At 72.3% G+C, this 26746-nt stretch carries 23 protein-coding genes; 16 read left to right on the forward strand and 7 right to left on the reverse strand.

Features of this window, described 5'->3' with window-relative positions; genetic code table 11:
* Positions 1–3: 3 nt before the first annotated feature.
* The gene (locus ACSMXO_RS09170) at positions 4–1509 is read left to right on the forward strand and encodes a hypothetical protein (protein ID WP_455417373.1); all 1506 of its coding nucleotides are present in this window, start codon (positions 4–6) and stop codon (positions 1507–1509) included.
* On the opposite strand, the gene ACSMXO_RS09175 is transcribed toward ACSMXO_RS09170, so the two are convergent.
* Genes ACSMXO_RS09175 through ACSMXO_RS09185 form a run of 3 tightly spaced genes read right to left on the reverse strand, consistent with a single transcriptional unit; the run spans position 1485 to position 3612 of the window.
* Complete coding sequence (locus ACSMXO_RS09175; protein WP_346255977.1) at positions 1485–2399, reverse strand: hypothetical protein; 915 nt, start codon at positions 2397–2399, stop codon at positions 1485–1487. The two genes, ACSMXO_RS09170 and ACSMXO_RS09175, sit on opposite strands and share 25 nt — an antisense overlap.
* Positions 2396–3064 carry a hypothetical protein gene (locus ACSMXO_RS09180; RefSeq protein ID WP_455417374.1) on the reverse strand — a complete coding sequence of 223 codons (669 nt, stop codon included), beginning with the start codon at positions 3062–3064 and terminating at the stop codon, positions 2396–2398. Before ACSMXO_RS09180 ends, ACSMXO_RS09175 begins: the two co-directional genes overlap by 4 nt.
* On the reverse strand, positions 3061–3612 hold the full coding sequence (locus ACSMXO_RS09185) for a hypothetical protein (RefSeq protein ID WP_455417375.1): 552 nt from the start codon (positions 3610–3612) through the stop codon (positions 3061–3063). Before ACSMXO_RS09185 ends, ACSMXO_RS09180 begins: the two co-directional genes overlap by 4 nt.
* 239 nt (positions 3613–3851) lie before the next feature.
* Between ACSMXO_RS09185 and ACSMXO_RS09190 the strand changes: the two genes are divergently transcribed.
* Positions 3852–5204, forward strand: a complete 1353-nt coding sequence (locus ACSMXO_RS09190) for an MATE family efflux transporter (RefSeq protein WP_455417376.1) — start codon at positions 3852–3854, stop codon at positions 5202–5204.
* Between the two features lie 144 nt (positions 5205–5348).
* Positions 5349–5759 (forward strand): nuclease-related domain-containing protein, encoded by a 411-nt coding sequence (locus ACSMXO_RS09195; protein WP_455417377.1) that lies wholly within the window; start codon positions 5349–5351, stop codon positions 5757–5759.
* Here ACSMXO_RS09195 and ACSMXO_RS09200 read toward each other — a convergent pair.
* A complete protein-coding gene (locus ACSMXO_RS09200) occupies positions 5679–6692 on the reverse strand; it encodes a DUF5954 family protein (RefSeq protein WP_455417378.1) in 1014 nt (337 codons plus the stop codon). The genes ACSMXO_RS09195 and ACSMXO_RS09200 overlap by 81 nt on opposite strands.
* A 134-nt stretch (positions 6693–6826) precedes the next feature.
* On the reverse strand, positions 6827–7444 hold the full coding sequence (locus ACSMXO_RS09205; RefSeq protein WP_455417379.1) for a formylglycine-generating enzyme family protein: 618 nt from the start codon (positions 7442–7444) through the stop codon (positions 6827–6829).
* 267 nt (positions 7445–7711) lie between these two features.
* On the opposite strand from ACSMXO_RS09205, the gene ACSMXO_RS09210 reads away from it, so the two are divergent.
* Positions 7712–8890: a right-handed parallel beta-helix repeat-containing protein gene (locus ACSMXO_RS09210; RefSeq protein WP_455417380.1), complete on the forward strand. Its 1179-nt coding sequence runs from the start codon at positions 7712–7714 to the stop codon at positions 8888–8890.
* Positions 8891–8961: 71 nt separating this feature from the next.
* Entirely contained in the window at positions 8962–10224 is a 1263-nt protein-coding gene (locus ACSMXO_RS09215) for a hypothetical protein (RefSeq protein WP_455417381.1), read from the forward strand.
* A gap of 40 nt (positions 10225–10264) precedes the next feature.
* Here the strand turns inward: ACSMXO_RS09215 and ACSMXO_RS09220 are convergent, their stop codons facing one another.
* Entirely contained in the window at positions 10265–10846 is a 582-nt protein-coding gene (locus ACSMXO_RS09220) for a Uma2 family endonuclease (protein WP_455417382.1), read from the reverse strand.
* Between the two features lie 145 nt (positions 10847–10991).
* On the opposite strand from ACSMXO_RS09220, the gene ACSMXO_RS09225 reads away from it, so the two are divergent.
* The 8 genes from ACSMXO_RS09225 to dapB all read left to right on the forward strand — a co-directional run bounded on the left by ACSMXO_RS09225 (position 10992) and on the right by dapB (position 20473).
* Positions 10992–11237 carry a hypothetical protein gene (locus ACSMXO_RS09225; protein ID WP_455417383.1) on the forward strand — a complete coding sequence of 82 codons (246 nt, stop codon included), beginning with the start codon at positions 10992–10994 and terminating at the stop codon, positions 11235–11237.
* A 309-nt stretch (positions 11238–11546) separates the two neighbouring features.
* Positions 11547–12905, forward strand: coding sequence for a DEAD/DEAH box helicase (locus tag ACSMXO_RS09230; protein WP_455417384.1), 1359 nt, complete (start codon positions 11547–11549; stop codon positions 12903–12905).
* A 50-nt stretch (positions 12906–12955) separates the two neighbouring features.
* Complete coding sequence (truB, locus tag ACSMXO_RS09235) at positions 12956–13870, forward strand: tRNA pseudouridine(55) synthase TruB (protein ID WP_455419205.1); 915 nt, start codon at positions 12956–12958, stop codon at positions 13868–13870.
* 48 nt (positions 13871–13918) lie between these two features.
* A complete protein-coding gene (locus ACSMXO_RS09240) occupies positions 13919–14863 on the forward strand; it encodes a bifunctional riboflavin kinase/FAD synthetase (RefSeq protein ID WP_455417385.1) in 945 nt (314 codons plus the stop codon).
* Positions 14864–15094: 231 nt separating this feature from the next.
* On the forward strand, positions 15095–15364 hold the full coding sequence (gene rpsO / locus ACSMXO_RS09245) for a 30S ribosomal protein S15 (RefSeq protein WP_318395265.1): 270 nt from the start codon (positions 15095–15097) through the stop codon (positions 15362–15364).
* Between the two features lie 311 nt (positions 15365–15675).
* Positions 15676–18063: a polyribonucleotide nucleotidyltransferase gene (locus tag ACSMXO_RS09250; protein ID WP_346255990.1), complete on the forward strand. Its 2388-nt coding sequence runs from the start codon at positions 15676–15678 to the stop codon at positions 18061–18063.
* A gap of 154 nt (positions 18064–18217) precedes the next feature.
* Positions 18218–19591: a M16 family metallopeptidase gene (locus ACSMXO_RS09255; RefSeq protein WP_455417386.1), complete on the forward strand. Its 1374-nt coding sequence runs from the start codon at positions 18218–18220 to the stop codon at positions 19589–19591.
* Positions 19592–19675: 84 nt separating this feature from the next.
* The gene (gene dapB, locus ACSMXO_RS09260) at positions 19676–20473 is read left to right on the forward strand and encodes a 4-hydroxy-tetrahydrodipicolinate reductase (protein WP_346256303.1); all 798 of its coding nucleotides are present in this window, start codon (positions 19676–19678) and stop codon (positions 20471–20473) included.
* A 354-nt stretch (positions 20474–20827) separates the two neighbouring features.
* Here dapB and ACSMXO_RS09265 read toward each other — a convergent pair whose 3' ends face one another.
* A complete protein-coding gene (locus ACSMXO_RS09265) occupies positions 20828–22888 on the reverse strand; it encodes a glycogen debranching N-terminal domain-containing protein (protein WP_455417387.1) in 2061 nt (686 codons plus the stop codon).
* Between the two features lie 156 nt (positions 22889–23044).
* Here ACSMXO_RS09265 and ACSMXO_RS09270 point away from each other — a divergent pair, with 156 nt between their 5' ends.
* The 3 genes from ACSMXO_RS09270 (at position 23045) to ACSMXO_RS09280 (ending at position 26746) form a co-directional block, all read left to right on the forward strand.
* Positions 23045–24130, forward strand: coding sequence for a substrate-binding domain-containing protein (locus ACSMXO_RS09270; protein WP_455417388.1), 1086 nt, complete (start codon positions 23045–23047; stop codon positions 24128–24130).
* Between the two features lie 109 nt (positions 24131–24239).
* Positions 24240–25484 carry a sugar ABC transporter substrate-binding protein gene (locus ACSMXO_RS09275; protein ID WP_455417389.1) on the forward strand — a complete coding sequence of 415 codons (1245 nt, stop codon included), beginning with the start codon at positions 24240–24242 and terminating at the stop codon, positions 25482–25484.
* 89 nt (positions 25485–25573) lie between these two features.
* Entirely contained in the window at positions 25574–26746 is a 1173-nt protein-coding gene (locus ACSMXO_RS09280; protein ID WP_455417390.1) for a carbohydrate ABC transporter permease, read from the forward strand.

Here is a 26746-nt window from a genome sequence, read left to right on the forward strand (position 1 = left end):
CCCGTGATCGGCGGCGGCTCGGACGGTACGGCGACGGCTCCACCATTGTGGACCCAGGCGCCGCGCCGACGTCGTACCCTCGGCGCGGCGCTTTTGGAGGCCGTCGCCGTAGTCGGCACCTCGCTGCGATTGCTGGTCCGGCACTGGCCGGTGCTGTTCGCGCTCTACTTCGCCGGAGCGGCGGCCCGGGAGTTCGTCGTACTCGGCGCGGTGCAGGTCAGCAAGATCAACGGTGTGCTGGGAATGCTGGTCGTCGTCCTGGGACCGATCGCGACGCTGACCGCGCTGGTGTTGATGCTGCGTGCCCTGCGCCCGTCCCTGCCGTGGCTCTCGGCCGCGACGACCGAGACGGCAGACATCGACTCGACCGAGCCGCCGGACATCGGAACGACCGAGGCGGCGGGAGTGGCAGAGGCAGGGGAGGTGGGGATCTGGCCGGCGGGTGACACCGGCGGTCGCCCGCCGCGCCGCAAGACACTCCTCGACCACCTGGGCAGTGCGCTCGTGCCGTTCCTCGCCGTATACGCCTCCTGGGGGTACCTCCAGGAGGATCTCACCGACTACCTCTACAAGGTCTTCGTCGACACCTACCTCGCCGACGCCGCCATCTTCACCGATCCTGGCCAGGTCGCCGAGAACGCGGAGCGCCGCATGCCGCTCGACCTCACCGGCACGATCCTGGCGGTGGTGGCCGTCGCGGTGGTGCTGCGCTGGCTGCTCGGCAAGTGGCAGGAGCGGTCCCGGATGGGCTGGCTCGGCATCCCCGGCGCCTACGTCGAGGTCGTCTGGATCTCTGTCGTCGCCACCACGGTCGCGCAGGCACAGGACCCGCTGCTGCAATGGCTCCAGGAGCGCCGGATCGTGGTCTGGTTGCTGGACGCCTGGCACACGCTGGTCGACCAACTCGGGCCGCTGTCCGGGCCGGTCCGGGCCGCCGGGGCGTTCCTGGTCGGTGCGGCCGGATCGGTGCAGGTGGCCATCATCGTACCGCTGGCCTGGCTGGCGGTCGGCGCGGTCGTCTACGGCCACCGGCTCACCCCACCTCCGCCGTCCGAGGCCGACCTGGTGGAACGGGCCGCCCGGCGTTGGCGGGCGCTGCCCCGACCGGTACACGTGGTCGGGGCGAACCTCGGCGCCGACCTCCGCGAGCGGTTCGCGCCGATGGTGCACAGCCTGCGGCTGATGGCGCGGGCCGGACTGGCCCCGATGCTCTTCTTCTGCCTGGCCTTCCTGCTGGCCCAGACCGCCCGGGAGTGGCTGTGGGAGGCGGAGCGGATGATCATCGGCGGGCAGGACCTCGAGTCGATCTGGATGCCGCTCTCCGGGCAGCTGGCGCTGCTCAACGATGCGGTCGGCACCGTGGTGCTGGCCTGCCTGCTCGGCGCCGCCGTCGATCGGGTGCTGCGGATCCAGCCGCCGCCCTCGGCATCCGGCACCGAGAGGTCGACCGCCGAGACGTCGGCAGGAGACCAGCCCGCCGGGGATCAGCCGACCGGCAGCCGGGCGTAGCGCGGCCGCTGGGTCGGCTTGACGATCCGCAGTGCGACCGGGGCGGCCGGGCGGGGCAGCAGGAAGTACGCCTCCGCCTGCAACGACCGCTGCGCGGGGTCGTCCGCGACGCATTGGGTGACCGGCAGCCGCGCACCGCTCAACTCCGGTGGGTTCACGCTGAACAGCCGACCGTCCCCGTCCTCGAGATAGGGCAGGCAGCCGATCAGCGCCTCCGGGGCGGAGAGCTCGAACGCCACCGTCGCCCGCCAGACGCGTACGCCCTCCGGCAGCGTGACCGGCCGGCTGCCGCGCGCCGGTACGGAGGACGCCTCGACCAGTTCGACCAGGCGGATCCGGGCACCGGAGAACTCCACCCACCCGTCGGCTCCGACACCGACCGGTTCGAGGTACTCCGCCCGGGAGTACCGCTCGTAGCCGTCCTTGACGCCCGGACCGAGGGCCAGGAGGAGGGCCGGCAGCAGGGCCAGCAGACCCCATCGGTTACGTCGCCACCAGCCGACCGGTCCGGTGCCCGAGCCACCGGGGGCAGCCGGTGCGGTGGTCACCGGCTCCGAGAGCGGGCGGGAGACGGGCGACGACGTAGTGGAGACGGGTGACGGTGCGGTGGGGACGGGCGAGGGTGCGGTGGGGGCCGGTGAGGCGGTGGGGACGGGCGATGGTGCGGTGGGTGGGCGGGCCGGTTCTGTGCTGGGGGCGGCGGGTGGTGGCGGGCCGGGCTCGACCACGGGCAGCATCGCCGTGTCGACCTCGGCGTACCGCAGGATCACGGTCGGCGGGCCGGTCCACGGTGGCGGTGGGCCGAGCGGATCCCGCCGGGGCGGTGCGGGCGGTGGCGGGCCGAGTGCGTCCAGGCCCTGGCCGGACGGGACTGGCGGTGGCTGGGTCACGGCGCCACCGCCCGCGCGCTCGCCAGCGGTACCGGTGCCGGAGCGCCCGCCCACTCGTCGACCCGCGACCGGTCCACTGCGGGCAGCGGTACCTCGGCCAGGTCGTCCATCCGGATGTCGATCTGCTGCTGGGCGAAGTACGCGGAAAGCCGGGTCGCCGCGTCCCGGGGTACCTCGAAGGCGAGATCACCCTCGACGGGTATCCCCGGCTGGAGGACCCGGGCGGCACCGACCAGCGACTGGGTGAACCGGGTCGTGGCCCGGAACTCCCGGTCCCGCTGGTCGCGCAGGGCCGCGTACCCGATGCTCGTCGCCTTGTCCCGGGTCGCCAGGCGGACCCGCAGGACGATCCAGACTCCCGCCGTGTCGTACGACTGGCCGCCGTTGGACACCTTCGCGGCGCCCCGGACGTCCAGCACGGTCGCGTCGAAGACCCGGGTCGACACCGTCTCGCCGAACCTGCCCGCCTGGACGAACGGCCGCTCACGGGCCTCGGCACCGCCGCCGTTGATCGGTCGCCAGTTGGCGATGGCCCCGCCCACGGCCAGCGCCGCGAGGATCAGGGTGCCGGCACCGGCCCGGAGACCCATCCGCTGCACGCGGCCGGGCGGCGCCCGGTGACTGCCGACGGAGTCGGGATCCGGGTGCTGGACCGGTACGGTCATCCGGCCCTCCGGTCCTGCACCGGCACCTCGACCTCGGCCCGGCGCTCGGGGTCGAGCCATTCCCAGGTGTCGCCGATGGTGTCGAGGCGGCGCGTCGTACCCCAGACCTGCACCTTCACGCTCGTCGGCACGGGGGTGCTGTCGTCCTGCTCCCAGAGGAACGCGAGCCGTTCGGGCAGGCCGGGATTGAGATAGGTCGGCTTGCTTCCGTCGCGTACCAGCCGGACCTGGCTCGGCCGCTCCTCGGCGATCCCGGCGACACCGCTCAGCCTGATCGCGTCGTCGAAGTCGGTACGGCTCTCGTCGGCGGTGTTCTCGATCGTCGCCAGTACCGTGAACCAGCGCTTGCCATCACGGAGGTACAGCGTCGGCAGCTTGCCGACCAGCCGGCTGCCGGTCACCGTGACGCTCCACGGCCCGCCGTCGACCGCCTTGCCGACCGCGACCGTCGGCACCTCGGGCTTCGCCACCGTCTCCAGGCCGCCGAACAGGCCCGAGGCGGCGAGCCCGGCCACCCCGGTGCCGAGCCCCAACCAGCGCAGTGGCACCGCCAACAGTCGGGCAGCCAGTCCCGATCGGCCCGCTCCCGGCCCCCCGCCGTGGTTCGACACGGTTCCGGAGCATAGGCACTGGTCGCTGATCGGGCCAGTGCGGCGCGGTCGGTCCCAGGGGATGGGCGCACGGACGGGGCAGCTCGACAGCACGGCCCGGAAGGTCGCCCAGTCAGGAGCGGTAAGCGTCGAGCAGCCTTGCGTTCCTTACAACTGTCATGCCAGGATCGTTCGCGATGAGCCAGCCCACCGCTCCCATCTCGCAGGCCGCCCCACCGCCGGGCGCGGTCGACGCGTCCGCGCGGCGGATCCTCGGGCTCGCCCTGCCGGCCGTGGTGGTGCTGGCTGCCGAACCGCTCTACGTGCTGGTCGACACCGCCGTACTCGGGCACCTCGGGGCCGTGCCGCTGGCCGCACTCGCCGTCGGCGGCCCGGTGATGACCCTGGTCGTCTGGATCGGCACCGTCACCGCGTACGGCACCACCGGGCGGGCGGCCCGCCGATTCGGGTACGGCGACCGGGCCGCCGCCGTCGCCGAGGGCGTCCAGTCGTCCTGGCTCGCCCTCGCCGCCGGCCTGCTGCTGGCGGTCGCCATGCAGTTCGCGGCCGGCCCGCTGGCGCGTACCGTCGCGGGTGGTGGCGCCCCCGAGGTGGCCGACGGCGCGGCACTATGGCTGCGGATCGCGGCGATCGGCGCCCCCGGCCTGCTGCTCGCGGCGGCCGGCAACGGCTGGATGCGCGGCGTGCAGGACACCCGCCGGCCGCTCTGGTTCGTGCTCGGGCCGAACCTGCTCTCCGCGCTGCTCTGCCCGCTGCTGGTCTATCCGGCCGGGCTCGGCCTGGCCGGCTCGGCGATTGCGAACGCGGTCGCGCAGACCCTCTCCGGGCTGCTCTTCGCGGCTGCGCTGGTCGCCGAGCGGGTGCCGCTGGCGCCCCGGCCCCGGGTGATCGGCCGGCAACTGGTGCTCAGCCGGGACCTGCTGATCCGGGGCGCCGCCTTCCAGGCCAGCTTCCTCTCCGCGACCACCGTGGCGGCCCGGTTCGGGGTGGCCGCCGTCGGTGCACACCAGATCGCCCTGCAACTCTGGTTCTTCACCGCGCTGCTGCTCGACGCGCTGGCCATCGCCGCCCAGGCGCTGGTCGGGGCGGCGCTCGGGGCCGGCGACGGGGCCAGCGCCCGGCTGCTGGGCCGGCGGATCGCGATCTACGGTGGCATCTGCGGCGTCGCCTTCGCGATCATCATCGGCGCCGGTGCCGGGATCGTGCCGAGCTGGTTCAGCGACGATCCGCAGGTACGCGAGCAGGCCATGGTCGCCTGGCCGTGGTTCGTCGGGATGCAGCCGCTGGCCGGAGTCGTCTTCGCGCTCGACGGGGTGCTGATCGGCGCCGGTGACATCCGGTTCCTGCGCAACCTGACCGTGGTCAGCGGGTTCGGGGTCTTCCTGCCGGCGATCTGGCTCACCTTCGCCCTCGACCTCGGCCTGGGCGGCATCTGGGCCGGGCTCACCCTCTTCATCGTGGCCCGGCTGGTCGGCCTGCTGCTCCGGATGCGCTCCGGCCGCTGGGCGGTACTCGGCGCGACCCGGTGAGTACGGCCGTCGGCGGCTCCTACCGAAACATGCCCACTGACCGAGAACCGTCTTCAGTGACAGGTGCAGGTAGCCTGCCAGGACGAGTAGGACCCTGAATCGGGGGAGTGACGGTGGGACGGCGAGAGCGGTGCGTGGTGACACATGCGTGACGATTCTCCCCGCTGGGAAGAGGTCAACCCGAGCAACTTTCCGCACGAGAAGGACGGCCTGCGGGAGCTCGCCTCTTACCTGCCAGACGCCCACCCGTACCACGTCTGGGCCAATGTCGAGTTCGTGGGCACGGACGGGTCGATCAACGAGATCGACGCGCTGGTGCTCACTCGCAGTGTTCTGTACGTGGTGGAGCTGAAGCACTGGCAGGGCGTGATCGAGGGCAGCGGCACCCACTGGACCCGGCAGCTGCCGAGGCGTTGCACCGGGGCTCTCCGCTGGGTCAAGCGGTGTACCGGGCCGTATGCCCACCGGTGTCGGTCAGTCAGGGTCGGGCATCAGGCCCTGGGCGCGGAGGTCGGCGACGTGTCGGGCCGGTGGTGGTTGGGAGTCGTGGTCTGAGGGGCGCGGCCCTTCCGGTCCGTCGGGGCCGACCCGGACGAAGGTTTCGACCCGGGTGACCCGGCACCGCACGCCGTTCATCTCGAAGTCGTCGGTACGCGGCGGCTGGTGTGCCGCGCGAGCGCGCTCGCACGCCGCCATGAACTCCTCGATCGTGGTGGTCTCGTCCATCCGGGGGCGCACGATGGAGAAGGAGCCGGCGTCCCGGGCAGCCTGTGGGGTCGGGTAGGCGTCGAACGACTTGGGTCGCCAACTGCCGTCGACGTACCCGCCGATGGTGAAACCGACCGGGAGCAGCACCACGTTGGGGTGGGTGTCCAGTGCCCGGTAGGAGTCGGCGCGGACCTCCTCGGGGACGGTTTCCGCGCGGTGGAAGGCGGAGGTCATCTCCATCCGGACGATTCCGTCGGTGAGTCCGGTGCCGGCGGTCGGGTCGATGACGAACCCCTCCATCTGGGACGGAGCTTTCTCCGCCTGGCCGGGCGGGTACGGGTCGGGGTCGGTGGGTCGGGGTGGCTCGGGCCCGTCCGGCCCCATCCGGATGAACGGCTGGGCGCGGATGATCCGGTATCGGCGGCCGTTGACGGTGAGGTCGTTGACGGGCTCCCAGTCGAGCAGTTCGTACGCGGCCTCGCACTCGGCCCGCTCGGTCGCGTTCTCGGGGGTGTCCGGTGTCTCGCTGTGCCGCCTGTGGAGGTGGTGGGCGAGGCTGTCCCGGGCGTACTGCGGCTCTTCGGCGTCGAGCCGGATGATCCGCCACCGGCCGGCATCCAGTTCTTCGGCGAGGCCGAAGATCGGGGCACCCCACATGGTCTTGGGGTAGGCGAGCGAGCGACGTCGGGCGTCGTCCTCCGAGATCATCGAGACGGGGTCGTCCCGCTGCTCTATTTTGATCAGCAGGTGATCAGGCGCCGACTTGTCGTGACTGGTCATGTACGCATTGTGTTGCCTCCGTTGCCGAACCGCAGCCCCGCCACCGCCACAGTTCGTCCACAAATCTCATCATCTTCCCCACAACGCTCCACAAGAGCTTGACAAAGCCGCGATCGCTGCGGCCCGACCCCGGCTCAGGCGGGTGGCAGCGGCGCGACCGGGCGTACCGCGGTGAATTGGGCGTGCTCGTACCGGGTGGCGGAGAGTAGCAGCAGCCACTCGTCGCAGCCCTGCCAGGGAGAGAGGTCGGCGGCGCCACCGCGTGCGGTTCGAGGGCCGTCGCCGGTCCGGGGTCGGGCGTCGGTCGGGGCGCCCGCATACCCGGGGATCCACACGTCGGCGCAGAGTTCGCCCGCTGACCCCATCGCGGCGAGCCCGAACGCGTTCTCCGACGAGGCCGTCCGCTTCTCGTCAGCGAAGTCGTCGAGCAGTTGCTCCTCGTCGGGTTTCCCGTCGCCACGGAAGGTCAGCGTGGTGGTGCCGGCTCGGGCCGCGTACTCCCACTGGGCCTCGCTGGGCAGCGCGAACGGCAGCAGGCCGAGCAGGTCGTCCAGGTCGTCTTCGAGCCGGGCGGTGGCGGTGTCGGGCTCGGCGTACGCGTCCTCGTAGTCGAGGAGCCATGCCGGACCTGGGCCACCGTCAGCGGGTGCCGGGCGATCAGGAACGGCTCGACCCGCACCTCGCGTACCGGCTGGGCGTCGCCGGCGGTGGCGAGGAACGGCTCGATGGTGTCCTCGACCTCGCCGGCGCATACCGCGTCCAGCTCCGCGTCGGACAAGCCCATCCGGAACGTGCCGCCCGGAACCTTCCGGAACACCACCCCGGACGGGGTGTGCCGCCATGCCGGGCGCCCGGCCACGATCGCCTCGCTCCACAAGGCGCCGAACGCTACTGCAGCGGTGGGCGCGCGTCGTACGGGTGACCTTCGCGAAGGTGCACGTGACATCATGGCCGTGCGGAAACGATCTCCGTCGGTGCCTCCAGGCGGTCGACGGGTCCGCGTACGGGGAGGAGTGTCCGTGAGAAGTCTCAAACATCTGTTTGCGGTGATGGTGCTCGGGCTGTCGACGGTGGTGGTGTGCACGTCGCCCGCGGCTGCCGAGAACGTCCAGGCCAGCTCTGCCGAGGGCGTCCAGACCATCTATCTGAACGCGGCCGGCGACGACGCCCGGGACGGCGCGACGCCCGCCACCGCGGTCCGCAGCCTGGCGCGGGTGCAGCAGCTCGTCGCCGCCGGCCCGCTCGACATGGACGTCGAGGTGCGCATCCACGCCGGCACGTACGTGGCCCAGGGCATCGTCTGGCAGACCTACCGTCCGGGCCACACGATCTCGTTCATGCCGGACGACTACGAGTACGGCGAGGGCATCGGGGGCATCGCGGCGCGGCCGGTGTTCCAGAACGGACGGGCCAGCGGGTCGGGCCGGTACATCGGCGGACCGTGGTTCTATGCCTGTCCCGGCAACCCCGGCCAGCCACTCGCGGAGGGCGGGACGTCCGGGTTGCGGTTCTACTACCTGCAGGTGGAGTACTACGCCGCCTCGGCCATTTCGCTGGACGGCTCGGCGGGGTCGTGCGGCGGGGGCTACCAGCGCTCGTCGGCGCCGGGCCTGCCCTCGGCGCGGGGGCTTGACGGAAACACCGTCTTCGGGATGCTCTTCACGAAGATCGGCAACGCCTACACCGGCGGCTCGTGCGACAACCCCGACTTCCTGCGGTGCGGCTACGGCGGGATCGTGCTCACCGAGTCATCCGACAACCGCATCGAGAACAACCACTTCGTGGACCTGCGGAACTCCGAGAACAGCTACATCCACGCCATCTACGTGACCCACAAGAGCAACCGCAACCGGTTCGTGGGCAACCAGGTGACCGGCGTGAGCAGCGAGCCGATCAAGGTGCGCGACGGTAGCAACTTCAACACGTTCGAGCAGAACGTGTTCGGCGCCAACGGGTTCCTCCGGTCCTCGCCGTCGATGACCCACTACCGTGAGGAGCTCAACGAGGCTTCGGACGAGTGCGCGTCGTACCACGTCCGGTTCGCCAACAACGACCTCGGCACCTATCTCATCGGCAGCACCGCCAACCTGCCGGCATGGCTGATCACCCCGGCTGGTGCGACGTACAAGGGTGCCGCGGTGTGCCCGGCCCTGCCGGCGGGTGAGGTGCGGCTGACCACGGCGAACAACACTTACTGACTCGTGCGCCCGGCGGCCCTACCGGGGCCGCCGGGCACGCCACCTCGGGCGGTCGGTGCGCGAGTTTCGCGGTGACGATCGTCCCGGCGTACCGGTTGACCTGCCCCGACCTGCCCCCGGCCGGCCCCGCCGGCATCGACCTCGACCAGCTCGAACGCCGGATCCTCACCGAATCGTCGACCGGGCAGATCCACCAGCGGCGTACAGTGCTGCGGCGCGGCTGGCAGCCGCCGGCCCCGTCGTGGCAGGGCGAGCCACTCCCGTACGCCGAATGCCCCGACTGCGACCCGGACAGCAACCTGCGGCGCTGCCACTGCCGACTCGGCACCGGGGTCGCCGAACCCGACTGCCCGGCCTGCGCCGGCACCGGCCGCAGCCCGTCGGCGCTGCGCTGTCACACCTGCCGGGGCAGCCGCCGGCTGCACCAGGCCGTGACCATCACGATCACCGACCTGACCGGTCGGGTCGTCCACCTCACCTGGCAGGCCGACCCGACCGGCTGGCAGACCGGCGAACTCGTCTGGCACATCGCCCCGGACACCGTGCCGGGCGGGGAGCGGAGCTGGCGGACCGGGCGCCGGGTGACCGCCCCGCACGTCGCCACCCAGCCCGGCGGCAAGCCGCTGCACCAGCTCCCCGGGCGGTTCCGGCTGGCGGAGTGGGCGGCCACCTTCGGGGTACGCCCCGACGACCTGACCGAACTCGACGGCGGCGGCGATCTCGACGACGACCTGCGGCACGGCACCGTCACCCTGCACCGGCCCGGGGACGACCCGCTGATCGAACACCTGACCGCAGCCGCCCGGGGCCGGCCCGGCGCCCGGCTCTTCGTGCTGGCCCGTCGCCCCGACGTACCGTCCCTGGCCGACCTGGTCCGGCTCGCCCTCGGACTGCACCTGACGCTCACGGTCACCGTCGTCGACCATGTCCGCAACACCGGAGACCTCCGGCTGGTTCAGGGCGAACGCTGGGACGTGAACATCGGCCCCGCCAGCGGGCCGGTCACCCCGGCCGACCCGCCGACCCGGCCCACTCCGGAGGCGGCGATCGCCTGCTGCCTCGACTATCTCGAACTCGTCATCGGCGGTGCGGTCCCCGACGATCTGGTCGACCCGATCCCGGTGCCCCAGTGCCCGAACCCGATCGAGCTGGCCGACCCGGTGCTGCTGCTGCGCCGACTCGCCCGACACCACGCTGGCCAGCCCGTGGCCGTCCACTACACGGCCGCCACCTGCGAGATCGTGCTCCGCGAACCCGACGGCGTACGCCTGCTCGTCACCGCGGCCACCCTGCCCGCCGCGATCGACGCCCTCGGCCTGGCCCCGGGCGGGTGACCCTGCGGGCAGGTCCGACCCCGCCGGAACGGCCAGGACGTCAGAGCCGGTCGATCCCGGTGAGGTCGATGCCCAGCTCGAAGGGCTCGGAGAGCTTCAGCCGGCCGTGGAAGATGCCGGTCGGCCGGTAGGTGCGGGACGTCGTCCCCAGGGTGTGGACGTAGACGGTGGGTTGCCCGGAGCTGTCCTCGACCCGCCAGAAGTGCGGGATGCCGGCCTGGGCGTAGATCTGCGGCTTGCGTTCCCGGTCGCGCAGGACGGAGTCGGGCGAGACCACCTCCACCGCGAGCACCACCGCGTCCGCCGGATACCAGGTCTGGTCGTTGTCGACGTCGGCGTCGGCGTGCACCACGATCAGGTCCGGCTCGGGGCGCTGCTGCGGGCCGAGCACCACCGACATCTCCCGCCGGACCCGGAACCGGTCCGTCGGCGCGGCGAGGGCCAGCGCCTGCTCCAGCAGCCGGAGCACCTTCATGTGGAAGAGCTTCTGCGGGCTCACGAAGACGAGGCTCCCGTCGATGAGCTCGGTGTGCGGGGGAAGGCCGGGAATCCGGTCGAGATCATCGGCGGTGAAGCCACCGGGCGGCGGGCGGAACCGTTCGTACACCGGCTCGGCACTCATCGCCTCACCCCCTGCGGTCGACCTGCCCGTGACGCTCAGCATAACGAAGAGTGCCGTTCCGGCGTGGTGCTGCGCGCGGCAGCCCGTCCTTACGCGCGTGGCGGGCGGCGGAGCGGCACGGCGGCACAGCGGTGGAGGAGAGCGGATGACCCTGCTGCGGGACCTGATCGACATCCCGACCTCGGTGGGCGAGAGCGACTTCGTGGTCAAGGCCGCCGAAGGAGCCGACCTCGACCAGTACGTCGTCACCGACCAGCTCCGCGAGAGCTTCGACCAGGCACTGCGGCGGATCGGGCACGCCATCTCCACCCGCCGGTCCCAGGCGATGTTCCTGCACGGCTCGTTCGGCTCCGGAAGTCGCACTTCATGGCGGTGCTCCGGGAGATCCTGACGCACAACCCGCAGGCGCGAGAGATCCGCAAGCTCGCCGAGCCGGTGAGCGCCGCCGACCCGTGGCTGCCCGGGAAGCAGATCCTCACCCTCACCTGCCACATGCTCGACGCCGCGTCGGTCGAGCAGGCGATCCTGGAGGCGTACCTGCGGCGGGTCACCGCCCTGCACCCGGAGGAGCCGGTCCCCGCCGTACACCGGTCGGACGCGCTGCTCGCGGACGCTGACGGGATCCGGCGGCGGATGGGGGACGAGGCGTTCTTCGCCGCGCTGCGCGAGGGGCCGGTGCAGCCGGCCGGACCTGCGGCCGTTGCAGCGCGACGCCGTGCCGCCGCTGCTCGCCGGCGAGGACGCCATCCTTCTCGCCCCGACCGCCGGCGGCAAGACCGAGGCGGCGGCCTTCCCGTTGCTGTCCCGGATGACGGCCGAACAGTGGACCGGCACCTTGGTCCTCTACCTCTGTCCACTCAAGGCACTGCTCAACAACCTGCTACCCCGACTGGAGCGGTACGCCGGCTGGCTCGGGCGCCGGGCTGCGGTCTGGCACGGCGATGTGACCGCGAGCCGCCGTCGAGCGGTGCTCTGGGAGCGCACCGACATCCTGCTCACCACACCCGAGTCCCTGGAGTCGATGCTGGTCAGCGTCAACGTCGACCACCGGCTCTTCTTCGCCGGCCTACGGGCAGTGGTGGTGGACGAGGCGCACGCCTTCGCCGGCGACGACCGGGGCTGGCACCTGCTCGCCGTACTGGAACGGCTTACCCACCTGGTCGGCCGGCCGCTGCAACGGGTCGGGCTCTCCGCCACCGTGGGCAACCCGGACCAGCTGCTGGCCTGGCTCCAGGGCTCCGGCGTCGGCAACCGGCCGGGACGGGTCGTCGCACCGGAACCGCTGCCGCGACCAGCGGCTGCCGGGGCGGTGATGCCGGGGCCGCCGCCGGGTGACATCGAACTGGATTACGTCGACTCGCTCGACAACGTCGCAACTGTGATCGCCGCGCTGCACGCGGGAGAGAAGCGCCTGGTGTTCTGCGAGTCGAGGCAGACCGTGGAGGAACTGGGCCAGCTGCTGCGGGCGAAGGGCCTGACCACCTTCCTCTCCCATGCGTCCCTCTCCGCCGACGAGCGGATTGACGAACGACTCGCCCCGGAAGGCGTCGGCACCGTCTCGTCACCACCGGTCACGGCTCGTACGGCGGCAGCCCCGGACGGGACGCGCAGATGTCGACCCAGTACGCCTGCCGGGCCTGGCGCCCGAGCCGGGACCGAAGTCGGAGGCAGTAGCGACAGCCCGACCGCCAGTAGTGATCGGCCGGCCGTCGTCCGTACTGCGTGCCTGTGCCTCGGTGGCGGTGGTCGGCCGGGGAAAGACCAGCGGCGACAGCCGTACGGCCAGCGCGCAGAAGATCACCAGTACGGCTACGCCGACCCCCGGGGAGCGGTCGGTGAACGGCACCGTCGACAGCAGCACACCGCACCCGAGCATGACACCGGCCGGTCCAAACGTGCAGCATGGCGCCAAACCTATCCGGCCGCGCGCGTCGGGGTTGGAGCAACCCGTTCGGCTCGCGGCCGGTCAGCGGCAGTACCGCCGGGCCCTGGCCGGGCCCGCACCGGCGTGGGCGAAGCGGCCGGCGGTGGCGGTATCTGGCAGGCTGGTTGCCCGTGAATGCTCCCGCAGGCGCCGACGGTCTGATCGTGGTCGACAAGCCCGGCGGCATGACGTCGCACGACGTGGTGGCCCGGATCCGCCGGCTGGCCCGGACCCGCCGAGTCGGGCACGGCGGCACCCTGGATCCGATGGCCACCGGCGTGTTGGTGATCGGGGTCGGCAAGGCGACCCGGCTGTTGACGTACGTGATCGGGGCCGGCAAGAGCTACACCGCGACGATCCGGCTCGGCCAGTCGACGGTGACCGACGACGCGGAGGGCGAGGTGCTCGCGGCCACCCCGGCCGGGCACGTCACCGACGAGGCCGTCGCCGCCGGGCTCGCCGCGCTGACCGGGGAGATCGACCAGGTGCCGAGCGCGGTCAGCGCGATCAAGATCGACGGGCAGCGGGCCTACAAGCGGGTACGCGACGGCGAGGCGGTCGCCCTCGCCGCGCGCCGGGTCACCGTCTCCCGACTCGACCTGCTGGCCATCCGCCGGCTCGACCTATCGACGACGGCCGGGGCGGTGACCGGGGACGGTGGTGGCGGGCTGGCGACCGGGAACAGTGGTGGCGGGTTGGCGGTGCTGGACGTGGACGTGGCGGTGGACTGCTCGTCCGGGACGTACATCCGGGCGCTGGCCCGGGACCTCGGTGCCGCGCTCGGGGTCGGCGGGCACCTGACCGCGCTGCGGCGTACCGCCGTGGGCGGGTTCACCCTGTCCGAGGCGGCGACCCTGCCGGAGCTTGAGGAACGCGCCCCGGAGGTGGTCAACCTGACGGTCGAGGCGGCGGCCCGGAGGTTCTTCCCGCAGCGCCAGGCCAGCGCCGACGAGGCGAAGGTGCTCTCGCACGGCGGCCCGCTCGACCCGGCCGGCATCACCGGGCCGTACGCGGTCTTCGACCCGGCGGGCGGGCTGATCGCTATCGTCAGCGATCGGGACGGCCGGGCCCGGGCGGAGATCGTGCTCGCCCCGGCCTGACGGCGCGGCCGAGGCGGCGAAGGCGCACGGAAGGAAAAGGGATCAGGGATGCAGCGGTGGCGGGGGTACCACGGGGCGCCGGTCGGTTGGGGCCGGTCGGTGGTCACCATCGGGGTCTTCGACGGGATACACCAGGGACACCAGGCGATCATCGGGCACGCCGTGAAGCGCGCCCGGGACATGGGCGTGCAGTCGGTGGTGGTCACCTTCGACCCGCACCCGGCCGAGGTGGTCCGGGCCGGTTCGCATCCGGCGGTACTGACCGAACCGGCCCGCAAGGCGGAGCTGATCGAGGCGCTCGGGGTGGACGTACTCTGCGTGGTGCCGTTCACCCCGGACTTCTCCCGGCTGTCGCCGGAGGCGTTCGTGCACGACGTACTGGTCGAGCAGTTGCACGCCGCGCTGGTGGTGGTGGGGGAGAACTTCCGGTTCGGCCACCGGGCGGCCGGCGACGTGGCGCTGCTGGAGCGGCTGGGCCGTACCTTCGGCTTCGGGGTGGAGGGGGCGCCGCTGGTCGCCGACGCCGATACGGTCTTCTCGTCCACCTACATCCGGGCCTGCGTCGCCGCCGGTGACGTGACCGCCGCGGCGGCGGCGCTGGGCCGGCCGCACCGGCTGGAGGGTGTGGTGGTCCGGGGCGACCAGCGGGGGCGGGAGATCGGATTCCCGACCGCCAACCTGCTCTGCCACCGGTACGCGGCGGTGCCGGCGGACGGCATCTACGCGGCCTGGCTGATCCGCCGGGGCGGCCGGGCAGGACAGGGCGCCGAACGGCTCCCCGCCGCCGTGTCGATTGGAACAAATCCGACATTTTCTGGCAGGGAGCGCCGAGTCGAGGCGTACGTGCTGGACTTTTCGGGCGATCTCTACGGAGAACGCCTCGCCCTGGACTTCGTGGCGTACCTGCGGGAGATGCGCAGCTACGACGGCATCGAGCCGCTGGTGGCGCAGATCCGGGCCGACGTCGAGCGGACCCGCCAGGTACTAGGCTGACCGGCCGCAGTCAAGCCCGTGCTGACCAGGGAAAACCCTCCCAGGCGGGGTGACCCGCCCAGGTCGGGCGTGCCCTTGACTCGGCCGGACCGGAGCAGGCTGGTAACCTGACGAGGACGTCGGGTTACCGGCGTGGCCTCGCGTGCCTGCACGACGCCGCGGGTGCGGGGTCGCCCCGGCCCGGTCCACCGACCGGCCCGGGCGGAGACGACAATCCAGGAACAGGGAGACATGGCGCTCGACCAGGAAAGCAAGGCCAAGATCCGCCAGGAGTACGCGACCGCCGAGGGTGACACCGGGTCACCCGAGGTGCAGGTGGCGGTGCTGACCAAGCGGATCGCCGACCTCACCGAGCACCTCAAGGTGCACAAGCACGACCACCACAGCCGTCGTGGTCTGCTGCTGCTGGTGGGTCGCCGTCGGCGGCTGCTCAACTACATGCAGAAGAAGGACATCAACCGCTACCGGTCGCTCATCGAGCGACTCGGTCTGCGGCGGTGATCTGAGCGGGGGAGCGGCCGTCCCGGTGCCGGCCCGGCGAGACGACGTCGCCGACGGCACCGACGGGCAGTCGCTCCACCCGCCCACCTCGCCACACCCGTAACCAGGGGCCAGCGCGACCACCCGATGGGGAGCCGGTCGACGCACCGGTCCTCGGTAGTGGCCCCCGGGCCGGCCGGCACTCCCGGCGCCCCGGGCGCTTCGATCGAAGACCGGTTGTCTGGGCAGCTCCTCTGGCCACGGTCTCGCACCGGTGGATGCCGGCGCGGAGGGCAGTCGCGGGCCCCCGATCGAAGGAGTGCTACCGCACCATGACCGAAACGACCAACCCCAACAGCAGCACGCTGGGCACCCAGCACCGCACCGCCGTGATCGACAACGGGTCCTTCGGCACCCGCGAGATCACCTTCTCCACCGGGCGTCTGGCCCGGCAGGCCGCCGGCTCCGTCCTCGCCCAGCTCGGCGAGACCGTGGTCCTCTCCGCGACCACCGCGAGCAAGCACCCGAAGGAGCAGTTCGACTTCTTCCCGCTCACCGTCGACGTCGAGGAGCGGATGTACGCGGCGGGCCGGATCCCCGGCTCGTTCTTCCGCCGCGAGGGGCGGCCCAGCGAGGACGCCATCCTCACCTGCCGGCTGATCGACCGGCCGCTGCGCCCGTCCTTCGTCAAGGGGCTGCGCAACGAGGTCCAGGTCGTCGAGACCGTGCTGGCGCTCGACCCGCAGCACCCGTACGACGTGGTGGCGATCAACGCCGCGTCGCTCTCCACCAAGCTCTCCGGCCTGCCGTTCTCCGGCCCGATCGGGGCGACCCGGATGGCGCACGTCGACGGCCAGTGGGTCGCCTTCCCGACCATCGAGGAGCTGGCCCGGGCCACCTTCGACATGGTGGTCGCCGGTCGCGCCCTGCCGGACGGCGACGTCGCGATCATGATGGTCGAGGCGGAGGCCACCGAGCACACCGTGGCGCTGGTCGCCGGTGGCGCCCCGGCGCCGACCGAGGAGGTCGTGGCGAGCGGTCTGGAGGCCGCCAAGCCGGCCATCCGGGAGCTGTGCCGGGCGCAGAGCGAGCTGGCCGAGGTGGCGGCCAAGCCGGTCGCCGACTTCCCGGTCTTCCTCGACTACACCGACGACGTCTACGAGGCGGTTGCCGGAGTGGCCCGCGGCGAGGTCGCCGAGGCGCTGAAGATCGCCGGCAAGGCGGAGCGCGAAGAGGCGCTGGAGCGGATCAAGGACCGGGTCGTCGAGCAGCTCGCCCCGAGCTACGAGGGCCGGGAAAAGGAACTCAGCGCGGCCTTCCGCTCGCTGAACAAGTCCGAGGTGCGGGCCAGGGTGCTCCGCGACCAGGTCCGGATGGACGGCCGCGGTGTGCGCGACATCCGGCCGCTGACCGCCGAGATCGCGGTGCTGCCCCGGGTGCACGGCTCGGCACTCTTCGAGCGCGGCGAGACGCAGATCCTCGGCGTCACCACGCTGAACATGCTCCGGATGGAGCAGGCGCTGGACACCCTCTCTCCGGAGAAGACCAAGCGCTACATGCACAACTACAACTTCCCGCCGTACTCGACCGGTGAGACCGGCCGGGTCGGTGCGCCGAAGCGGCGCGAGATCGGGCACGGCGCGCTGGCCGAGCGGGCGCTGATCCCGGTGCTGCCCAGTCGCGAGGAGTTCCCGTACGCGATCCGCCAGGTCTCCGAGGCGCTCGGCTCGAACGGCTCCACCTCGATGGGGTCGGTCTGCGCCTCCACCCTGGCGCTGCTCAGCGCCGGTGTGCCGCTGAAGGCTCCGGTGGCCGGCATCGCGATGGGCCTGATCTCGGACGAGGTCGACGGCAAGACGCAGTACGTCACGCTGACCGACATCCTCGGTGCCGAGGACGCCTTCGGCGACATGGACTTCAAGGTCGCCGGCACCAAGGACTTCGTCACCGCCCTCCAGCTCGACACCAAGCTCGACGGCATCCCGTCCGACGTGCTGGCGGCGGCGCTGCAGCAGGCGTACGAGGCGCGGCAGGTCATCCTCGGCGTGATGCAGAACGCCATCGAGGCCCCGGCCACGATGTCCGACTACGCGCCGCGGGTGACCACGGTGAAGATCCCGGTCGACAAGATCGGCATGGTGATCGGGCCGAAGGGCCAGACCATCAACGCCATCCAGGACGAGACCGGTGCCGAGATCTCGATCGAGGACGACGGCACCATCTACGTGGGCGCGACCAACGGCCCGTCGGCCGAGGCCGCGGTCGAGCGGATCAACGCGATCGCGAACCCGACGCTGCCGAAGGTCGGGGACAAGTTCCTCGGCACGGTGGTCAAGACCGCCGCGTTCGGGGCGTTCATCTCGCTGCTGCCCGGCCGGGACGGCCTACTGCACATCTCGAAGGTGGGCGACGGCAAGCGGGTCGAGCGGGTCGAGGACTTCCTCAACGTCGGCGACAAGGTCGAGGTGCAGATCGCCGACATCGACGCCCGCGGCAAGATCTACCTGGACAAGGTGCGGCCCGAGGGCGAGGAGGCACCGGACCAGGCGGCCGGCGGCGAGCGTCCGGCCGGCCGGGACCGGGGCGACCGTGGCCCGCGGGACCGCAGCGACCGGGACCGGGGCGACCGTGGCCCGAGCCGGGGCGACCGCGAGGGCGGCGAAGGTGGCGGCGAGGGCGGTGGCGGCGAGCCGCGCCGCCGGCGCAACCGGCACAGCTGATCGATCGCGCCGCGCTGGCCATGCCGCACCTGATCGTGCGGCACGGCCGGCGCGGCGCGCGCGGCACCACCGCACCGGAATCGGGTACGGGTGCCGCACTGTTCCGGGTGCGGCGTCCGCCGCGCCGTCGGCGTACAGGTAGGAGCCAGGTCCCTTGAGTCGGGCGAAACGAGTGTCGGGCGCCGGTGGCGTTCGCGGTGCCTCCGGTCCGGCGGGCCGGGCGGTGACCCGGGTGGTGGACAGCGACCCGCTCGGCGGGACCGTACGCCGCACCGTGCTCCCCAGCGGGCTGCGGGTACTCACCGAGGCGATCCCCACGATGCGGAGCGTCTCGTTCGGCATCTGGGTGGCGGTCGGGTCCCGGGACGAGACCGGGCCGCAGGCCGGCGTCTCGCACTTCCTGGAGCACCTGCTCTTCAAGGGCACCCGCAAGCGCAGCGCGCTGGACATCTCGGCGGCGATCGAGGCGGTGGGCGGCGAGACGAACGCCTTCACCACCAAGGAATACACCTGCTACTACGCGCGGGTGCTCGACCAGGACCTGCCGCTGGCCATCGACGTGATGTGCGATCTGGTCGCCGACTCGGTGCTGGCCGCCGCCGACGTGGAGACCGAGCGCGGGGTGATCCTCGAAGAGATCGCCATGCACGACGACGAGCCCGGCGACGAGGTGCACGACCTGCTGGCCAGGGCGGTCTACGGCGACCACCCGCTGGGCAGGCTGATCTCCGGTACCGAGGAGACCATCTCCCCGATGTCCCGGCGGCAGATCCAGAGCTTCTACCGGCGTCGCTACACCGCACCGTCGATCGTGATCGCCGCCGCCGGCAACCTCGAACACACCGAGGTGGTCAAGTTGGTCCGGCAGGCGCTGCACGGCACCGTACTGGACGGCGAGCCGGCCGCACCGGCCCCGCTGCGCCCGGCCGACACCCGGGTACGCACCAGCCGGCCCGGCAGCGTGGTCGAGCACAAGGAGACCGAGCAGGCGCACGTCGTACTCGGCTGTCCCGGCATCGGCCGGCTCGACGACCGGCGGTTCGCGCTCGGGGTACTCAACAACGTGCTGGGCGGCGGCATGTCCAGCCGGCTCTTCCAGGAGATCCGCGAACGGCGTGGCCTGGCCTACTCGGTCTACTCCTACTCCAGCCAGTACGCCGACACCGGCCTCTTCGCGGTCTACGCCGGCTGCGCCCCGGGCAAGGTCGACGAGGTGCTGGAGCTGGTCCGGGCCGAACTGGCCGAGGTCGCCGCGCACGGCGTCACCGACGCCGAGCTGGCCCGGGGCAAGGGCATGGCGAAGGGCTCCTACGTGCTCAACCTGGAGGACACCGGTTCCCGGATGAGCCGGCTGGCCAAGGGCGAGCTGCTCTTCGGTGACCTGTTGCCGGTCGACGAGCTGCTGGCCCGGGTCGACGCGGTCAGCGCGGACGAGGTGAACGCGCTCGCGGCCGACCTGCTGGCCCGGCCGATGTCGCTGGCCGTGGTGGGCCCGTTCGGCCCGGACGACTTCCCGGCCGCCGGCTGAGCCGTTCGCCCCGGCCGCTACGCCAGCCGGGGCACCCGGCGGACGTACCTCCCGGGGTGGGATAAGTTGTGCCGCGTGAGTGACGTGCGTGAACCCCGGGCCGGATCGTCCGCCGAGTCGTCGGCCCGGCCGGCGGGAGCGCCGCTGCGGGTCGGTGTGCTGGGCGCCCGTGGCCGGATGGGCGTCGAGGTGTGCCGGGCGGTGGAAGCCGCCGACGACCTCGAACTGGTGGCGATGGTCGACGAGGACGACTCGCTGGGCAGTGCCTCCGACGCGGGCGCCGAGGTGGTGGTCGACTTCACCAACCCGGACGTGGTGATGGAGAACCTGCACTGGTGCATCGAGCAGGGCATCCACGTGGTCGTCGGCACCAGCGGCTTCACCGAGCAGCGGCTCGACCAGGTGCGTGGCTGGCTGGCCGACAGGCCCGGGGTGGGCGTGGTGATCGCACCGAACTTCGGCATCGGGGCGGTGCTGATGATGCAGTTCGCGGCCCGGGCAGCCCGCTACTTCGAGTCGGTGGAGATCATCGAGCAGCACCATCCGAAGAAGCTCGACGCGCCCAGCGGCACCGCCACGCACACCGCACGGTTGATCGCGCAGGCCCGGGCCGAGGCCGGCCTGGGCCCCGTCCCGGACGCCACCAAGGACGAGGTGCCGGGTGCGCGCGGCGCCGACATCGACGGGGTACGCGTGCACGCGGTCCGGGCCGCCGGCCTGGTCGCGCACCAGGAGGTGCTGTTCGGTACCGCCGGTGAGACGCTGACCATCCGGCACGACTCGTACGACCGGGCGTCGTTCATGCCCGGCGTGCTGCTGGCCGTGCGTTCGGTGCCGCAGCGCCCCGGACTCACCGTCGGCATCGACGCGCTGCTGGCCTGAGGCACGACCGGCGACCGGGCACCGACGGCTGGCGCCGAGGCGTCCAAGCGGGAGGGGTCGTGCCGCGCATACTGTCGAGCTGGGTGCACAAGCGGGGCATGTCCGGTGAACCCGGGCAGCGACTCGGCCTGCGGCGCGTGGCGGCGCGCGGCGGGGCGGGAGCACAGGCGGGGCAGCTCGACAGTGCTCGTGTGAGGCACAGTGCAGGTGTCGGAGGTGCCGTCCGGGCGGTGTGTGGGCGCAGGCGGTGGGATCGCCGGCATCGCCGGCCGGGTGGGCGCGTGGACGGGGCAGGTCGACAGTTCCGTCGGTACCGTCATCCGGCCAGGCGCACCACCCGTGGCGAGACAGTCCCTAACGCTGCCGGGGTGTGGGGACCAGCCCGGAGGGCAGGCCGGAGATGGTGCCGTGGCCGGTACGGTCGACGGTGACGTCGACCGGGGTGCCGGCGATCCGGAGCCGGCGGGCCGTGATCGCGCCGAACGGTGTACCGGTGAGGGGCCGGAGCTGGACCTGGCCGGCGGGCACGTCGGGGTAGAGGCCGACCGCCGCTTGGAGCAGGACCACGGCAGCCGCCGCGCTCCACGCCTGGGGACGGCAGGCGGCCGGGTACGGCAGCGGTCGGGCCAGTGCCGTCCGGTCGTCGCCGCTGAACAGCTCGGGGAGCCGGTAGTCGAACGCCTCCGCCGCGCCGAGCAGGCCGTCGGCGAGCCGGGCCGCCGCCGAGGCGTAGCCGCTCGCGGCCAGCCCGCCGATCGCGATGGCGGTGTCGTGGGCCCAGATCGACCCGCAGTGGTAGGAGAGCGGGCTGAACCCGGCATCCTTGGTCGACATGGTGCGCAGCCCGTAGCCGCCGGCCAGGGTCTCGTCGGCGAGTAGTTCGGCGACCCGGGCCGACTCGTCGGCGTCGAGCAGACCGGTGCCGAGCAGGTGCCCGAGGTTGCTGGTCAGCGAGTCGACGGGCCGCTTGTCCCGGTCCAGCGCCAGGGCGGGATGGGCGCCGAGTGGCCCGTCCACCCAGAACCTGGCCCGGAACCGGTCGGCGAGCCCGGCCGCGTACGCCCGCCAGCGCTCGCCGCCCGGGCGGTCGAAGGCGTCGAGCAGCGCCGCGCCGTCCAGGGCGGCCCGGTGGGCGTAGCCCTGCACCTCGGCCAGTGCGATGGGGGGCCGGGCGAGGCTGCCGTCGCGGAACCGGATCGAGTCGTGCGAGTCTTTCCAGCCCTGGTTGGCCAGCCCCTGCCCGCTGAGGTCGAGGTATTCCACGAAGCCGTCGCCATCCGGGTCGGCGTGCTCGGCCAGCCAGCGCAGCGCCGCCTCCAGGTGCGGCAGCAGCGGGACGATCTCCTCGTCGGGCAGGCCCCAGCGCCAGGCGTCGTGCAGCAGGCTCACCCAGAGCAGGGTGGCGTCGATGGTGCCGTAGTAGGCGGCGGGCAGCCGCAGGCCGTTGCCGACCGCGACGAACTCGTGCCGGCGCAGCTCATGCATGATCTTGCCGGGCGCCTCGCCGGACCGTTCGTCGACCCGGGTGCCCTGCCGACGGGCGAGTACCCGCAGCGTGCTGGCGGCCAGCTCGGTGCCGAGCGGCAGCAGCATCCGGGCCGCCCACATGCTGTCCCGGCCAAAAAGGGTGAGGAACCACGGCACCCCGGCGCCGAGGAAGACCTCGTGCGGGCTCTCGGCCTCGGCGAGCCGGAGCGCCCGCAGGTCGTCCAGGGAACGGTCGAGCAGCCGGACCAGCCGGAGGTCGTCCGCCGACACCTCCGGTCGGGACCAGGCGGGCTCGCGGGGCGGGGTGACCACGACCGCCCGGGGGTCGTCCACCGCCAGGCGCCAGCGCAGCACGACCTGGCCGCGCGGCGGCAGCTCGATCGACCAGCGGAGCCGGCCGGTCCCGGGCTCGGCGTCGGCACCCTCGCCGCTGACCGTGACGGTGATCCCCTCGGCGGTCCAGCCGAGCTGGCCGGGCTGGCCGGACTTGGCCTCCAGCGGGCTGGTCGGCAGCCCCGACTTGACCGTCTCGACCGGGGCCAGGTCGCAGCCGAGGTCGAGGGTGGCGGTGGCGCGTACCGGGTCGGCGGCGGTGGAGACGATGTGGATCTCCTCGGTGAGGCCCCGGGGGACGACCCGGCGGACCCGGTCGACCCGTACCGTCGGGTCGGGGCCCTCGTCGCCGAGCCAGCGGGCCAGCGAGACGAAGCGTGCCCCGTGCGGACCGTCCGGACCGTTGCCGATCGCCTCCAGGTCGCGGCCGTCGAGCCGGAACTCGGCCTGCCGCAGCACCCGGGCGTCGGCGTGGAAGACCCCCTGCACGCCGACAGGTCTGAGTTGTCCGTCCGCGTCGGTCAACACGCTGGTCGGGGCCAGCACGACGCCGACGAGATCGTGTAACAGCGGTTGGAGGTGCCGGTCGGCCACAAGGAACTCCTGATCCGGGGGTGGTACGCGGTGCCTTGACAGATCGTCGTGCGGGGTGCAAAGTGCGGAACATTCCAGCAACTTGAACGATCCAATACTGCCCTACTTCTTTTGGATCGTTCAAGAGGGGCGACGAGGGATTCTATGGCGGAAAAAGTGACGATCGCGACAGTGGCCCGCCGGGCGCGGGTCAGTCGGCAGACCGTCTCCAACGTGTTGAACGCCCCGCACATGGTCCGGGAGGAGACCCGGGAACGGGTGCGGGAGGCGATCAGCGCGCTCGGGTACCGGGCCAACCAGGCGGCCCGGCAGATGCGTACCGGCCGGTCCCGGCTGATCGCGGTCCGGATCGAGCCGACCCGGGACGGGGTCAACGGTTCGGTGCTCGACCGCTTCCTGCACGGGTTGACCGAGGCCGCCGAGGCCGCCGGGTACCGGGTGATGCTCTACACCGCGCCCGACTCCCGGGGCGAGATCGACGCGTACGACAGCCTGCTCGGCGCGTACGACCTGGACGCCTTCGTACTCACCGGCACCGAGTACGACGACGCCCGGACCGCGTGGCTGACCGAGCGGGACGTACCGTTCGTGACCTTCGGCCGGCCCTGGGACGACCCGGCGAAGGCGCGGTCGGGCGCGCGTACGGCGGTGCCGTCCCTGCACCCGTGGGTCGATGTCGACGGGGCCGACGGGGTCGCGCAGGCGACCCGGCGACTGCTCGACACCGGCCACCGGCGGATCGGCTTCGTCGGCTGGCCCGCCGGCTCCGAGGTCGGTGACGACCGGCGGTCCGGCTGGTTCGACACGCTGCGGTCGGCCGGGCTCGACCCGACCGGCCTGGACCGGGCCGCCCCGGACGGGTTCGCCCAGGGCGAGGCGGCGGCCCGGGACCTGCTCGCCGGGGCCGAGCCACCGACCGCGATCGTCTGCGCCAGCGACTCCCTGGCGCTCGGCGCGCTCCAGGCCGTCCGGGGACCGGGCGACTGGGCGGCCGGGTCGGACCAGCGGCCCCGGCTCGCCGTCACCGGCTTCGACGACACACCGGTGGCCCAGGCCATCGGGCTGACCAGCGTCAGCCAGCCGCTGGCCGAGGCCGCGGCCTGCTGCGTGGACCTGCTCGCCGACGTACTCGACGGGGGGCGGCGGGGCGGCGCGGCCGGCTCCCGCCGGTCGGGCCCGGCAGCCGGCGGACCCGGGCAGGTGCTGCTGCGCCCCTCGCTGGTGGTGCGGCAGAGCGGCTGACCGCCCGCCCGCCGGCCGGCGCCGCGAGCGGACAGCGGCCGGCGGGCAGACCAGAGACCAGGACGTTCCCGACCACCGTGACACCCCGAAATCCCACCAGGAGAGTGAGATGGCACGACGATTCCTTCGCCGGGCGACCGTGGCGGGCATCGCCGCCACGGCGCTGCTGAGCTCGGCCGCCTGCGGCAGCGGCTTCGACGACGGCGCCGAGACCAGCCAGAGCAGCGGGCCGGCGGCGTTGCAGATCCTGATCGGCTCGTCCGGCGAAGCCGAGACGAAGGCGGTGCAGCAGGCCGCCGCGAGCTGGGCCAGCGCCTCCGGGAACACCGCGACGGTCACCCCGGCGCAGGACCTGGTCCAGCAGCTCGGCCAGGCACTCGCCGGTGACACCCCGCCGGACGTCTTCTACGTCGACGCCGGCCGGTTCGCCGACTACGCCAGCGTCGGCGCTCTCGAACCGTACGGGGACAAGCTCGCCGACGCCGGGGACTTCTATCCGAGCCTGCGTACCGCGTTCACCCGGGACGGCAAGCTCTACTGCGCCCCCAAGGACTTCTCCACGCTCGCCCTCCAGGTCAACACCGAGCTGTGGGCCAAGGCCGGTCTGACCGACGCGGACATCCCGACCACCTGGGACCAGTTCACCGCGACCGCCCGCAAGCTCAAGGCGAAGGGCGTCACCCCGCTGGTGATCGGCGACACCCGGGACCGGATCGGCGCCTTCCTGAAGCAGAACGGCGGCTGGATCACCAGCCCGGACGGCAAGCAGGCCACCGCCGACACCCCGGAGAACCTGCAAGCCCTCCAGTACGTGAAGAGCCTGCTCACCGAGGGACTGGCCCGCTATCCGAAGCAGCTCGACGCGGGCTGGGCCGGCGAGGCGTTCGGCAAGGGCTCGGCGGCGATGACGATCGAGGGCAACTGGATCAAGGGCGCGCTGCAGAACGACTTCCCGAACGTGAAGTACACCGTGCACCCGCTGCCGGCCGGGCCGAAGGGCCAGGCCACGCTCTCCTTCACCAACTGCTGGGGGATCGCGGCGAAGAGCAAGTACAAGGAGCAGGCGATCACGTTCGTCGAGGCGATGATCTCGGTGGAGCAGCAGATGGGCTTCGCCAAGGCGTTCGGCGTGATGCCCTCGCGGCAGGCCGCCCGGGACCAGTACACCCAGGCGTTCCCGGCCGACAAGGCGTTCATCGACGGCGCCGAGTACGCCCAGGGCCCGGTGAACGCGCCGAAGATGGACAGCGTGCTGGCCGACTTCGACACCGGCCTGCAGGGGCTGGACCGGGGCGACCCGAAGGCGCTGCTGGAGCGGGTACAGAAGAACACCCAGGCCACGCTCGGCGGCTGAGCCGGACCGCTGGCCCCGGCTCCGGTCCCCCCGTACCGGACCGGGGCCAGCCCCACCGCCTTATTCCGCACCGAACCCGAGGAAGGACCATGGCGACCGACGTACTGGCCGGACCGGACGACACGCGGCCAGCCGCGCCCACCCCGGCACCCCGGCGTACCCGACGGCGGGGCGGGATCCGCAGCGGCGAGACGGTCGCCGGCTGGGTCTTCGTCACGCCGGTGGTGGTGATCCTCGGGCTGTTCATGCTGCTGCCGATCCTGATGGCGCTCTGGGTGAGCCTGACCGACTGGAACGGCCAGGGCAGCCCGTTCACCTCCCGGGTGCCGCTGGTCGGGCTGGACAACTACACCGACCTGTTCACCCGGGACGGGCTGGCCCGGCAGAACTTCATGACCTCGATCCGGAACAACCTCTACTACGTCGGGATCGTGGTGCCGGCGCAGACCGCGCTGGCGCTCTTCCTCGCGCTGGTGGTGAACAACCGGATGCTGCGCGGGCGGGGATTCTTCCGGGCCGCGTTCTATTTCCCGTCGGTCACCAGCTCGGTGGCGATCAGCGTGGTCTTCCTCTTCATCTTCGCCAACTCGGGAGCGGTCAACCGGCTGCTGGCGCTCTTCGGCGTCGACGGGCCGCAGTGGTTCGCGGACAGCCGGGGCGTGCTGCACATCCTGCTCGGCGCGGTCGGGGTGGACGCGCCACCGGCGGCGCTGGCCTCGGGCGGACCCTTCGGGCTGCCCTGGTGGGACTGGCTCGCCGGGCCCAGCGTGGCGATGTGCTCGATCATCCTGCTGGTCGTCTGGACCACCTCCGGCACCTTCATGCTGATGTTCCTGGCCGCGTTGCAGCAGGTGCCGGAGACGCTGGAGGAGGCCGGCAAGCTGGACGGGGCGACCCGCTGGCAGCGGCTGCGTTTCATCACCCTGCCGTCGCTGCGGCCGACCATGTTCCTGGTGCTGGCGCTGGGCGTGATCGGTAGCTGGCAGGTCTTCGACCAGATCTACGTGATGAGCCAGGGCGATCCGGCGAAGACCACGCTGACCCCGGCGTACCTCTCCTACCGGACCGCGTTCCGGGACTTCGAGTACGGCTCCGGGGCGGCGATCTCGTTCCTGCTCTTCCTGATCATCATCCTGCTCACCCTCGGCCAGCGCTGGCTGCTGCGCGAACGCGGCTCCGGTCGACGATCCCGCCGCCGCGCCCGCCGGGATGCGGCCGGGACCGGACGTTCGGGTACCGCCGAGACCGGACGGAGGTCCTGA

Source organism: Plantactinospora sp. DSM 117369 (genome assembly GCF_053764795.1).